Origin of the sequence: Peribacillus simplex (genome assembly GCF_900156045.1) — a bacterium.
Taxonomy (GTDB): Bacteria; Bacillota; Bacilli; order Bacillales; family DSM-1321; genus Peribacillus; species Peribacillus simplex_D.
In genome coordinates this window covers 396669-410009 of record NZ_FTMX01000004.1, presented here as the reverse complement: position 1 = coordinate 410009, position 13341 = coordinate 396669, and the positions used below count along the sequence as shown (strand labels likewise).

General features: G+C 37.8%; 12 protein-coding genes and 1 pseudogene. 5 read left to right on the top strand and 8 right to left on the bottom strand.

From position 1 onward, the window contains the following. Positions 1-69: 69 nt before the first annotated feature. From BW986_RS16245 to BW986_RS16235, 3 genes are read right to left on the bottom strand one after another with little or no spacing between them, the layout of a single operon-like run. The gene (locus BW986_RS16245) at positions 70-1554 is read right to left on the bottom strand and encodes an amino acid permease (protein ID WP_076368894.1); all 1485 of its coding nucleotides are present in this window, start codon (positions 1552-1554) and stop codon (positions 70-72) included. Between the two features lie 36 nt (positions 1555-1590). Further along, positions 1591-2721, bottom strand: a complete 1131-nt coding sequence (locus BW986_RS16240; RefSeq protein ID WP_076368893.1) for an amidohydrolase — start codon at positions 2719-2721, stop codon at positions 1591-1593. Positions 2722-2767: 46 nt separating this feature from the next. Further along, positions 2768-3622 (bottom strand): MurR/RpiR family transcriptional regulator, encoded by an 855-nt coding sequence (locus tag BW986_RS16235; RefSeq protein WP_076368892.1) that lies wholly within the window; start codon positions 3620-3622, stop codon positions 2768-2770. Between the two features lie 521 nt (positions 3623-4143). On the opposite strand from BW986_RS16235, the gene BW986_RS16230 reads away from it, so the two are divergent. Next, positions 4144-4560, top strand: coding sequence for a PaaI family thioesterase (locus BW986_RS16230; protein ID WP_076368891.1), 417 nt, complete (start codon positions 4144-4146; stop codon positions 4558-4560). 143 nt (positions 4561-4703) lie between these two features. Here BW986_RS16230 and BW986_RS16225 read toward each other — a convergent pair whose 3' ends face one another. Next, on the bottom strand, positions 4704-5276 hold the full coding sequence (locus BW986_RS16225) for a hypothetical protein (protein WP_076368890.1): 573 nt from the start codon (positions 5274-5276) through the stop codon (positions 4704-4706). A gap of 340 nt (positions 5277-5616) precedes the next feature. After that, a complete protein-coding gene (locus BW986_RS29670) occupies positions 5617-5823 on the bottom strand; it encodes an MFS transporter (RefSeq protein ID WP_142244637.1) in 207 nt (68 codons plus the stop codon). A gap of 36 nt (positions 5824-5859) precedes the next feature. Between BW986_RS29670 and BW986_RS16220 the strand changes: the two genes are divergently transcribed. The 4 genes and pseudogenes from BW986_RS16220 to BW986_RS16205 form a co-directional block, all read left to right on the top strand. After that, positions 5860-7242, top strand: a complete 1383-nt coding sequence (locus tag BW986_RS16220) for an aminotransferase-like domain-containing protein (protein WP_076368889.1) — start codon at positions 5860-5862, stop codon at positions 7240-7242. A 142-nt stretch (positions 7243-7384) separates the two neighbouring features. Continuing rightward, entirely contained in the window at positions 7385-8593 is a 1209-nt protein-coding gene (locus tag BW986_RS16215) for an aminotransferase-like domain-containing protein (protein ID WP_076368888.1), read from the top strand. A gap of 260 nt (positions 8594-8853) precedes the next feature. Further along, the gene (locus BW986_RS16210) at positions 8854-9726 is read left to right on the top strand and encodes a DMT family transporter (RefSeq protein WP_076368887.1); all 873 of its coding nucleotides are present in this window, start codon (positions 8854-8856) and stop codon (positions 9724-9726) included. Beyond that, a pseudogene (locus BW986_RS16205) lies at positions 9720-9949 on the top strand (LysE family translocator); the annotation flags it as partial. The gene BW986_RS16210 and the pseudogene BW986_RS16205, both read left to right, overlap by 7 nt. Before the next feature lie 749 nt (positions 9950-10698). On the opposite strand, the gene BW986_RS16200 reads toward BW986_RS16205, so the two are convergent. From BW986_RS16200 to BW986_RS16190, 3 genes are read right to left on the bottom strand one after another with little or no spacing between them, the layout of a single operon-like run. Then, complete coding sequence (locus BW986_RS16200; protein WP_076368886.1) at positions 10699-11142, bottom strand: hypothetical protein; 444 nt, start codon at positions 11140-11142, stop codon at positions 10699-10701. Positions 11143-11163: 21 nt separating this feature from the next. After that, on the bottom strand, positions 11164-11988 hold the full coding sequence (locus BW986_RS16195) for a DUF3100 domain-containing protein (RefSeq protein ID WP_076368885.1): 825 nt from the start codon (positions 11986-11988) through the stop codon (positions 11164-11166). A gap of 49 nt (positions 11989-12037) precedes the next feature. Next, positions 12038-13258: a M20 metallopeptidase family protein gene (locus BW986_RS16190; RefSeq protein WP_260320873.1), complete on the bottom strand. Its 1221-nt coding sequence runs from the start codon at positions 13256-13258 to the stop codon at positions 12038-12040. Between the last annotated feature and the right edge of the window lie 83 nt (positions 13259-13341).

Sequence of the window (13341 nt, the reverse complement as noted above, 5' to 3'; positions counted from 1 at the left end):
GGCACTGGAGCTATCATTTAAATACTATGTTTAAAATGAAATACTCTCCTGTTTTTTGAACAAAAGAACTTATTCAACTTTACTGAAATCAGCCTCTTGCAATGGAATCATTTTCGTTCGCTTTACTATTTTATATCCTAGAAAAGCCAGGAAAAATAAAGGAAGCCCGATATAAGAAATTAATATTCCATACCAGTCGATCTCAGGGCCGAAAAAGGCAGAGTAATTTTGTCCCAGGATAGCCGTAACACATAAAAATGTGGCTAATATCGGACCGAAGGGGTACCATTTTGATACATAAGGCAAATCCTTCAAGTCTCTTCCTTGTGCAATATATGCCTTCCTGAATCGATAATGTGTAATCGAAATTCCTAACCAGGATAAAAAGCCGGATAATCCTGCAGCATTCAATAACCAAGTATAAATCATTCCTTCACCGAAAAGAGAGGTCAGGAAAGCTGCCATCCCAACGATGGTAGAAAAGTACACAGCGTTAACTGGAATACCGCCTGAATTCACTTTTTTTAGAAACGAAGGGGCTTTGCCTTCTTTTGCCAGCACCCAAAGGACGCGAGAAGCACCGTACATGGCGGAATTGCCTGCAGAAAGAACAGAAGTAAGAATGACCACATTCATAACCGATGCAGCAATCGCAAGTCCAGCGTTTTGAAAAACTAAAGTGAAGGGACTTACCGCAATATCTTCTATATCAGAGCTTAACAAACGCGGGTCATTATAGCTGATTAAAAATCCAATCACGATTATCGCCAATACATAAAACAAGAGCAGTCTCCAGAAGATTTGCTTAATGGCCTTGGGTATATTTTTTCTCGGATTTTCACTCTCGCCGGCCGCAATTCCTACTAACTCGGTGCCTTGGAAAGCAAATCCGACCACCATAAAGACACTTATAACGGATAAAAAGCCTCCTTTAAACGGTGCCTCTCCTTTGGTGATATTTTCAAAACCTACGGCATCCCCTCCCATGATTCCTACAATCATTAATAACCCCACTGCTATAAAAATGATAATCGTCAAAACCTTTATAATGGCAAACCAGAATTCTGATTCTCCATATCCTTTTACCGATAAAACATTCAGGCCAAATATGAGGGCAAGAAATAATGCGCTCCAAATGATGCCCGGAACAGCAGGCAGCCAATATTTCATGATCAGGGAGGAAGCCGCCAATTCCAACGCGACTACGATTGCGTTGTTATACCAATAGTTCCATCCGATCGCAAATCCTAAAGCCGGATCGACAAACCTTGATGTATAGGTACTAAAAGAGCCTGTAATAGGAATGAGAGCAGCCATTTCGGCTAAGCTTGTCATCAGGAAGTAAACCATGATTCCGGCAATTATATAGGCAGCTACAGCTCCTCCGGGACCCGCAGTATGAATAATGGAACCGCTTGCTAAAAATAGCCCCGTTCCAATGGTTCCGCCGATTGCAATCATGGAAAGATGTCTTGGTTTGAGTTTGCGCTCCAGTTGTTTTCCATCAGTAGCTGTTTGATCCCCGGTTTGTGATGTATGTGCGGTATTTTCCATAAAACACCCCTTCAGTAGATTTTTATCGAAAAAATTCTATTCTTCTGTCGCCATCATTACAGTGTTAATTAAAATTTTCGTTCCATAAATAAGTGCTTGTAAATTAAACTTCATATCCGGATGGTGCAGACCAGGCGTTAAATCGCAGCCTAACCCTATCATGGTTGCTGTTATATCAGGATTTTGGGCTGTATAAAAGTGAAAATCCTCTCCTCCTTGAGAAATGCAGACCGGAACGACATTTTCCGTCCCAAGGATTTCTCCAATGGCGGCCTCAGCCAGCTTTATGGCTTTTTCATGCAAACTCGCAGCTGGGACGAATTCTTCCGCAGACCAGGAGATGGATGTTTCAGTTTGTTGCATTGTCTGGTCAAAAGCTTCCTCTGATAAGCGATTTAATTCAATCATTACATCATTTGATTGAGCTCTTGCATCAATTGCAAAGACAGCTGTTTCCGGGATAACGTTTGATGCATTGTTGTTTGTTTGAAATTGAGTCATTTTGATGGAATAAGAAGTTTCGGTATCTAGATTAATCTGCTGTAATTTTTGTATAAGTAAAGCTGCTGCCTCGATGACATTTATTCCATCTTGCGGTCGGGATGCATGGGCTTGTACACCTTTGATTGTTCCCCTTATCGTTTCGGCAGAGCCATGGACAATGACGGGGGAAGCTTTCATATAAGAAACCTCCGTACTGGGTCTTACATGTACACCGAATAAATATGTAACATCCTCCAATGCTCCATCATTGATCATTTGAAGAGCGCCTTCTCCTTTTTCTTCCGCAGGCTGAAATATGAATCGGAGAGTGTGTTTAGGCCGGAATCCACTGGAGGCAATGGCCAATGCCGTATATAAAACCATTGTGCTATGTGCGTCATGTCCACATGAATGATTGGCCTTTACAACTCCATCTACTTCCTGAACAAGCGCATCCATATCAGCCCTTAATGCCACAACCTTTTTTGAGATGCCTGGAATCTCGGCAATGATTCCATGATGGCTTTGAAATGTTTTTGTGGTCATTCCCGCTTTCCTAAGGCATTTTAATATGTAGCAAGACGTTTTTTCCTCCTGCCAGCTTGGCTCAGCCAAAGCATGCAGGTCATGGTAGGACTTTATCAATGATTCTTGATGCTGATCAATATATTGAATCGGATTCATAATGATGCACCTCCTCTTTTACATGAATTTTAACTTTATTAAAGACTCATTCATTAAACACTTCATAACTTGAATATAGCCTTTCTAATTTTTGCTGATGAGTGTGGATCCGTTTTTCGTCCTTTTGATGTATGCCTGCAATAACCAAGTCCAATAAGCTGATGACGGAAGCGATTGAATTGGTTCCGGTTTCTGCGTTTTCTTCAGTTGTCAATGCAATATCAGCGATGCGGCCAACAGGTGACAGAAGGCGGTCTGTAACTGAAATTAAACAAACTCCTTGTTCTTTGGCACACTCAGCAACTTTTAATGTTTCATTCGCATACCTCGGAAAGGAAAAAACGACTATCACAGACTTGTTAGTGAGGTTACAAAACTTTTCATAGAAATCACCTGTTGGTGAACATAAACTTACATTTTCCCTTAACGAACTTAGCGTATAGGAAAACCAATAGGCGGCGGCATGGGAAATGCGATGCCCCGCAATTAATATTTGGTCAGCCTGGATCAAGACATCGACTGCTCTCCATATATCCTGAACGTTCGTATGATCTAATAGATGTCTTAATATATGAACTTCGTTTTCTATCACTTTGGTGAATGGATCTTGCTTGTCATCAATGCGGAGAATCGAATCATTATTGGATATGTCCATATGATTTTGGTGCAGAAGCTGTTTTTGAATTCTGGCCTGCATTTTACTAAACCCTTCAAATCCTAATGAATAGGAAAACCGAATGACCGTCGTTTCACTAACCTCCGCTTCCCGACCAATTTGAAATGCCGTTTTAAAGGCGGCTTCATCCAAATTTTCAATCAGGTAAGCCGCAACTTTTTTTTGACCTGCCGATAAATGGTCAAATTTTTCCTTTACTAATAATTTAAAAGGAAGATGTTCCAAAATATTACCCCTTTCCGACGAATTAAATACTTCTTATTATCAAAATGTCGAAGGTAATCCTTCTTTGTTTTATACACTATCACAATTTAATTAGAAAAAGAAGAAGATTTTTGATTTTTTCGATAATTAACGACTTTAAATTTCAAACAGATCATAGGTTATTTAGATAAACCATAAGAAGGTAGACAAAATCGAAGAAATGCCATTTTCCCTTAAGCTTTTTTCTAAAAAATACATTCAAGTTGATTGGAGCGGGTGTTCGATACTCCTGCTTAGAAAAGCGCGTCTAGAAAGACCCCGCAGGCTCAAGCCGAGGAGGCTTCCGGAACCGCCCGCGGAAAGCGAGTACCCTACGTTCCAATAACGTTCAAATTTTACAAACCCTTAAAAACATTCCAGTTGATTCAGAAATCCGCTCCCTATTTACTTTATTTGTAAACTCAATAACTTCATTGACATTTAACATCATGATATATGTTAGAATATTCTGTAGTTTCAACTTATTCAAAGGGGGCAATTTAATGGGGAAATCACTTAAAGGACACGAACTTTTACAAGTTTTAACAGAAGGGAAACAACCTCCGAATTGTGATCTAACGTTACAGATTGAAGCAAATTATGCCCAGGATGGAATTGCGAAAGGTGTATGGAAAGTAGATGAAAAGTTTATTAACGGAATTGGAGTAGCAATGGGTGGATTTGTTACTTCTGCAGCAGATATAATGATGGCTTATGCGATATCATCTAAATTAAGTATCGGGCAATCCTTCGCATCTATTGATTTACATACTACCTTTCATCGACCAGTGAGATTAGGAGACGTACAAGTTGAAGCAAAAGTAGACCGAATCGGAAAAAAAACTGCTTATGTACTCGCAGATTTATTTCAAAATGATAAAAAAGTGGCAAGCGTTGTGTCATCAGTTATGATCTTGTAAACCAAATAAAAAAGCATGTTGCACAAAAAGCCCGTCGTAACATGCTTCTTTCATTTAGGCAAGAACGGCCCATACGATTTACCGCTTCGCCTAATCACTTCATTGTAATTTCCATTTTATATTTTCTTTGGATAGACCCATCATCAAACAAACCAACGGAGCACAGGGCTTTTGAGATCCATGGTGAATAGACCATAATCAATGACAACCATTTCATCTTTCTCGTTATATCCGACATTATCTAAACGCAAATCTATTGGTATAATCCCGTACCTCAGGAATTTTAATTCCAACTTGATCAATTTCGTATATTCCTTGATTGCAAACGGCACTTTCGTGTCCACCTTCTTCATGATAATCCAGCCCGTCCCATGCTCCTTAACCGGACATAAATACTTTTTGACTTCCTCATTACAGTTATTATATAAATAGGCTTCATTTGCATTGCTTATTAAACCAACTTCTGAAAATGCCACTTTTAATATATAGCCATTATTTAAATCATAGACGACCCGGTTAAATCCATGCCCAATGATTTTATACTTTAACTTTAGCGTTTTTCTGGCAGCAGACATTTTTTGTCCAACTGTTTTATAAAATTGGAATATCCCTATTTGAGAAATCCAGGACTCAATGGCATTTATCTCTTGCCGGGACAGCATTGTACTTTTATTCGGCTGATGTATCCTTTCCTCACCATTGTCAAATGGCCACATTCCCTAAACGTCTCCTTTTTATAAAATTTGTTAATAGAGAGATGGGGTTCCTTGGATGAAAAAACAATAGAAGAATAATTGCTTGTTCTCAGTTTTTCAAGATTTTTCCCCTTCGTTATATGATATGTCTTTATTATATAACGGCTTGTACTGTAGCTGAGGATACTAGAAAAAACTACAAATATTTCAATGAAGGTAAGGAAAGAGAGAAACCTGCTTATTTTTGAGTCTTCTTAAATAAATTCAAAAACCCCGGGGGTGGTTTTCAAGGCCAAACCCGGGGTTTTTTCTTTTTCATATTGTTTTCGTTTTTAACATGTATGCCTCGCCTTTTCATATACTATGCTAATAGGTCAACATCTTTTGGTTGCTCCATATGATTATTCTTTTTAATGGAAAGCGCGGCAATTATTGAAATGGCGGAACATGCGATCAAGAACCAAAATGCCCCATTGTAGGATCCTGTAAAGGTGATGATAAAGCCCATGACAAGAGGTGATATGAAACCTGCTGCCTGTGCCCCCATATAATTTGAATTTGTTGCCATACAATTTTATAATTGTATGAAAAAAGGATGAGGATTGTGCCTATTAATTCGTTTGAAGAATATCCAATGACATGGAAGCCGACATTAAATCGAGAAGATAGACCGATCTATCAGGCATTAGCTAAGCAGTTAGAATCTGACATTAAAAAGGGACGATTAGTTCCAGGCACAAAACTTCCACCGCAAAGAGAGTTAGCAGACTATTTGGATGTGAATCTAAGTACAATCTCAAAATCTTTTAAATTAGCTGAGTTAAAAGGATTGATTAGTGCAACCATTGGCAGTGGAACGTATGTTTCATATGATGCGATTTCGAACGCATACTTACTTTCAGAAGAAAAGCCAAAACATCTAATTGAAATGGGCGCAATGCTACCAGATCGTGTATCATATGGACCTTTACATGACCTACTGCAATCCATGTTACAAGAATCCGATTGTGCGAGATGGTTTGGATACAGCCGGCCAGGTGATTCGATTTGGCAAAAAGATGCAGGCGTCAAATTATTAAAATATGCCGGTGTTGAAACGACTAGAGAGCATATCTTACTGGCTAATGGCGGACAAAATGCCATCACCGCAACACTTGCAGGTCTTTGTCAGCATGGAGACCGGATAGGTGTCGATCACCATACATATCCAGGGTTAAAGACAGCTGCCGCGATGCTGGGCATCCAGCTTGTCCCGATTCGGTCAGAAACTGATGAAATGAGTCCGGAAGCACTTCTTTATGCATGCAAAAACGAAAACATTAAAGGCTTATATATTATTCCGGATTACCAGAATCCGATGACGTATACAATGAGCATTGAAACTCGAAAGGCTATTGCGGAAATTGCCATAAAGTACAATTTATTTATCATTGAAGATGGAATGTATCATTTAACCCAAGACAACGTATTGCCGGCCTTGGCGACATATGCACCTGAGCATTCGATTTATATAGCAAGTTTATCGAAATCGATGGCACCTGGACTCCGTCTTGCTTATGTGTCAGTTCCTTTCAAATTCCTGGATTCCACTCGAAAAGCTCTTTATAACTTAAATATTTCCGTATCGCCACTACTTGCGGAGTTAACAGCACGAGCAATTGTATCGAGTCAACTTGAAAACATTGTTGCACTTCATAAAGAGGAAACTAAAGCTCGCAATCAATTGGTAAATCATTATTTAGATAAGGATAATTGTTTAGGCGGAGAAACAGGGATTTTTCGCTGGTTACATCTGCCGAACTATTATACAGGGGACCAATTTGAACGAATAGCTGCAGCACAAGGTGTACAAGTTTATAGTGGAGGGCGATTTGCGGTAGGCAATGTCGCACCGGCAAATGCCGTGCGTTTGGGGATTTGTGCGCCAGAAACGAAAGAGGAACTTGAAAAAGCGCTAATTATACTTAAAAAAATAATTGAAAAGTGAAAAAAATATTGTTTGCCATACGATTATAATATTGTATGGTTTTTTATGTGCGTGTTATGATAATTCAAATTTAACTGGAGGATATCATGCCTCGAAACAGCTAATGATTTTTAAACAATATGATTAAAAGGAGCATTTAGAAATGCACAACAAATTTGCAAAGAGAGCTAGTTTGGTTAAATCGTCTGAAACGCGTGAAATCTTAAAGGTCACAGAACGGCCAGAAGTGATTTCTTTTGCAGGAGGTCTCCCGGCTCCGGAACTGTTTCCCGTAGAGGAACTGAATGTGGCATGTGAAGCCGTTCTTAAAGAAGACGGCCCTGCTTCCCTTCAATACAGTACAACAGAAGGATATATCCCGCTTAGAAACGCGATCATTAAGCGGATGGATGCGATCGGTATTCAAGCCCATTTACAGCAAATCGTGATTACATCAGGGTCCCAGCAAGCCATTGACCTGACAGGAAAGCTCTTTCTTGACGAAGGGGATACGATCATTTGCGAAAGCCCCACATACCTGGCTGCGGTCAATGCCTTTAAAGCATACAATGCCAACTTTGTAGAAGTAGAGATGGATGAAGACGGCATGATGATGGAAGCGCTGGAGAAAAAGCTTCAGGAGAATCCCCAGGCAAAATTCATTTATACCATTCCCGATTTTCAAAACCCGACAGGCCGAACGCTCAAGCTTGAAAGAAGAAAAAGAATGATCGAGCTCGCCAGCCAGTATGATGTTTTGATTTTGGAAGATAATCCGTACGGAGCTATCCGGTTTTCTGGAACTACCCTTCCGCCAGTAAAACATTTTGATACAGAAGGCCGGGTCATTTATCTGAGCACCTTTTCGAAAATCTTCACACCGGGACTTCGGCTTGGCTGGATTTGTGCGGATGAAGTATTTATTGAAAAATACGTAGCATTTAAGCAGACAGCAGACTTACACTCTGACAGCTTTGCACAGCGGATCACCGCTAAGTATATGGAACTTTATGATATAGAGGCTCATATTGAAAAAATTAAAGCCGTATACAAAGAAAGATGCATAACGATGATTGCCTGCATCGATCAATTTCTCCCTAAAAATATCTCCTACAGCAAGCCGGAAGGCGGGTTATTTATTTGGGTGGAGCTTCCTGCTTCTGTTGATTCAAGTAAAATCTTTGTGGAGTGCTTGAAAAATAATGTAGCCATTGTTCCTGGTATTCCATTTTTTCCAAATGGTACACAAAAGAACACATTACGGCTAAATTACTCGAATACAACGAAAGAACAAATTAGGGAAGGTATAAAACGTATTGGTGAGGTCTTACATCATGAATTGAAGACAGAACAACATCTTCTTACGCAATGACAAGGCAACCTAGCTTCTGTCTTTGCAGCTCTATATGAAGGAATGCTTAACTTGTCACTTTCAAAATCTATTAATAGAAAAAATAGGGGGAATTATGATGCCATTATCAAATACATACTTAAACACTTGGAAGCCATTTTCAACATCACCGCCACCACCGTTTACTCGATTTGTTATATTAGTACTGAATAAGCTTATATTAAAAACAGATTAAGAATCTGCGAAATATAAGCTGTTTCGCAGATTCGAAGGAGTAAACGATGAAATCTAACATTCAGTTTATATTATCAATGATAATCTTTGGTACGATTGGTTTAGTGCAAAGATACATTGATTTATCTTCGAGTGAAACAGCTTTACTAAGTAGTTCAATCGGATGTCTATTTTTAATGTTCGTATTTTTTATGATGAAAAAATCCATTTCGTGGAAATTATTGAAAACTAATGCTTCCATCCTATTTCTTTCTGGTATTACATTAGGAGGGAATTGGATTTTTCTTTATCAATCTTACGATTATACAACAATCACTAACGCAACATTAGGGTATTACTTTGCACCTGTGTTTGTCATGATTCTCTCACCAATTATCCTTAAGGAACAATTACCTATCAAAAAGATTGTTTGTATTGGTGTTGCGATATTAGGAATGTTATTGATTGTTGGAAATGGCATAAGTGCATCTGGAAAAGGTGATCTGCTAGGGATCTTTTTTGGATTAGTTGCAGCTGCATTTTACGCTGCATTAATGTTATTAAATAAATTCATTCAAAACATGGCCAAGTTAGAGATTACCATGATCCAACTTGGAACAACTGCTTTGCTGCTATTACCATATGTGCTTATTACTGAGGGATTTAGTATCTTGGAAGTATCCAGATCATCCATTCCCTTTATAATACTATTAGGTATTGTTAACACTGGTATTGGATTTTGGTTATTTTTTTCAGGTATGCAAAAGTTAAAAGGACAAAGTATTGCTATGCTAAGCTATATAGATCCATTTGTAGCGATACTGATTTCTGCTCTTATCTTGCAAGAGCAAATGACATTTGTTCAAATGCTTGGTGGTATATTGCTTTTAGGTTCAACATTTGTTAGCGAAAATAAATCAATAAAATTTTCAATTTTCTGAGCTTCTTACCTCAATTTATTTTAGATAATCAAAGTCATTTTTTCCAGTTTCTTTTATTTGGACTGACTTTTACAGTACTTACAAGTATTTGGTACTTACTCTATATCGTACTAATACGACAGCTAAGAATGTTCTTAAAAAGAGAGTGTGTTAATAGAGCCATAGAAGGTATTACGGGTACAGTACATTAGTATTCGGTGTAAGGTTATTCTTAGAAGAATAACTTTGATCATTATTAATTTGAGAAATAATCAATCTAATATATGGTTGATTATTTCTCTTTTGCATTTAGGGTATCAGCATTCTTGAATCTCTAATAAGGATAGGATTTCATTATGAATCTCTTCTTATCTTGACCTAATATCATTTACACTTCTAAGATGTGTAGATACATTTCTTTACATATAATTAGCACTTTTCATCTAACTCTCCATAATAGGCTTCTCAATCCTTAACAATCCTTCCATAGTCAAATCAATATATTCCTTAAATTGCAATAGACCACTAAATAAAAATACTTCTAATTTATCTAGTTCATGAGATATTTATTGTTTCCTTTCCTTCTAACTGTTTATAAGTTGCTTCATTATATGAAACAGACATTGTAATAACTAAAGGAAGGCAATCCTCTGGCTGCTACAATGCTAAAGAGTATAAAAGGCTATATATTGAGTAGGATATTTTGCTAATCATATCTCATATCCATTGGAAATAAGATGCTAACCCCAAGAACCTAATAGTTCGGTTCTTACTGGGGAAATTGATGCTTTCCTTGCATAAAAAATGCCCGATTCCTAATATTGGAATCGGACATTTTATAAAGCTATTAAAGTGAAAGTGAAAGTGAAACTGTGTGGCTCTTTTTACACTTCATGCAGTGTAGGCACTTCAAAATTCGTTCTCTAATCGCCATATTTCGATTTTTCGTTTCCTTGGTTTTAAGTTAAATACGAATAGCTTGATCACAAAAACTTAATGGAATTTACCAGTTAATCTAAACCCAATTTCTGCAACTAGAGTTGATAGCAAAAATGTTCCTGTATATACAACTAGAGATATAACTACTATACGCCATCCCAATTTTTTAAATTCTTTCAAATCTTTCCCGAAAGAAAGGCCAGCATAAGCCAAAATAGGTGTTGCCAAGGCCATAAAATTAACTTGTTCTGTTATTTTTATGATTGATGCGTTTCCTGGAAAAATCGGAGTTGTAACCAATAAGGCTAACATAGAAACCCAAACAACAATTGGTAGTTTAATAGGGGAGATTTTTGCGAAAAAGAACCCTAATATCGTTACAGCAACAATGATCATCATACCTGGTAATGCGTCAATTGGTGAAACATTGTATCCAATCCAATTTCCCATAATAGCTATTATACCGATAATTATAAAAGTCAATATTTTATCTTTCATATAAAATCTCCCCTTTATGCCCTATGCTTCAATATTTTTGATTTGATCTTTTTTTGACTTTCGCCCTAAAATAGGCTCAAATTTTTTGTATAAATAGTTTGTAAAAGGAAGAGAAAAGAATACACAAATATACGTTCCTAAAATTGTTGTAATTAAGTTAGCAGCACCAGCAAAAACTGCGATATCCTTTGCGGATTCTGGGAAGATAACAGCTAATGCCCCTGACATGGCAGCCATCATACTACCTGAACCAACACCCGCACCCATGGCTAGTGAAATTGGATGAAACCAACCAGTTTGAGCCAAAAAACTGGCTAACACTGACAGATATAAAGCCCCAAACAAAGTTCCACAAACGTATACGCCCAGCGCTCCCCGTCCTTCAGGTGAATCCGAGCCATATTTCTCAGCAATAATGGCTAAGTTAGGTTCTCTATCGATTGAAAAAGTAGCACCGACTGCTTCTCTTTTCATTCCAAGTAATAAAGCAATCGGTAAACCTAATAGGATTGTCCCTGCGAAATGTCCCACTTCTTGTAATCCTAAAGAAATCCCAGCATCAAATATCTTCGGCAATGAAGGCCCCATTAACATTCCCAATTTGGCTACAAAAAGCATGAATGAAATTCCTAAAATATTGGCCGCTACATTCATTTCCTTCATTTTTAAAATTTTTAAAGAAGGTAGACTAATAATGGCTCCGATAATTAATGCATACAACATTGGAAATAATGCAATGGCTCCAATCCCAATGTTAAACGTTTTGACGCCAATAAATTCTGTAACACAGACTAATATCAAAACAAATAAATGAATTTTCCAATTACGCAGAGAATTTTCTTGCACTTTATTACACTCCTTTTCTACAAACTATTTTTGCTTATCATTTTTTAACTTATTGAATTTTTTCAGTAGTATTCATAGCTAGTCCTACGATAAGGGAAATCCCTTGAATCATAGCTTTTTCATCAGGTAAGAATACGTCACTATGCAGCTTCATCGGATCCTCAGGGTTTTCTCCTACTCCCAAGAAGACAAATGTACCCGGGACTTTTTCTAAATAGAAAGCAAAATCTTCACTTGCCATACTTGGTTTAGACAACCACTGCACTGAGTTTTCTCCAAATAAATCAGTAGCAATAGCAGCAACATGTTCATTAAATTTTGGATCATTCATTGTAACAGGATACCCCACTGTAAAGTTATAGTTTATTTCAACTTCTAATTTAAGTGCGGAGGCCACACCTTCGATAATTCGTTGAATACTTGCAGCCACTTCCTTACGTGTGTTCGCATTAAGTGTTCGTACAGTTCCTTTAAAACTAGCTTTTTCAGGAATAATATTATAGCCATCCCCTGCTTCAATTGTTCCGATTGTAATAACAACGGAATCTACTGGATCTGTTTCTCGGCTAACAATTGTTTGCAGAGCTGTTACAACATGAGCAGCACCCACAATAGCATCTACTCCTTGATGCGGTGCTGCCCCGTGACCTTGCTTACCTTTTAATACAACATCGAAAGAATCCATACTTGCCATTATGGCACCATTTCTAAAACCATAAGTACCAGTAGCTAATTCAGGCCAAACATGAAAAGCAAAAGCATGGTCAACGGGAGGGTTGCTCAATACACCTTCTTCAACCATCATGATTCCTCCGCCCTTCATCTCCTCAGCAGGTTGAAAAATGAATTTAATTGTACCCGCAATATGATGCTTATTTTGAGATAAAACATTAGCGGCAGATAGTAACATTGCGGTATGCATATCATGTCCGCAAGCATGCATTACCCCAGGATTTTTAGATTTGTAGCTTACATCCGTTTTCTCCTGAATAGGTAAGGCATCAATATCAGCCCGTAAAGCAAGCACAGGCCCCTCTTTATCTCCACGAAGAATACCCACAACCCCTGTCTTAGCCACTCCGGATGTCACTTCGATTCCAAGCTCTTTTAAATAATTCGCAATAATTTCAGCCGTTTTATGCTCTTCAAATCCAAGTTCAGGATTTTCATGGATCATTCTTCTTAATCTCACAGCTTCTTCATATATTCCAGTTGTTTGCTTTACTATTTCAGTTGACTTTATTGCACTTGACATTTTTTTAATACTCATCATCATTCATCCCCTAAAGAAATATAAACACAAAATATTCTAACTATAATAATAATATTTTAGTTAGAAAAACTTTCATTATA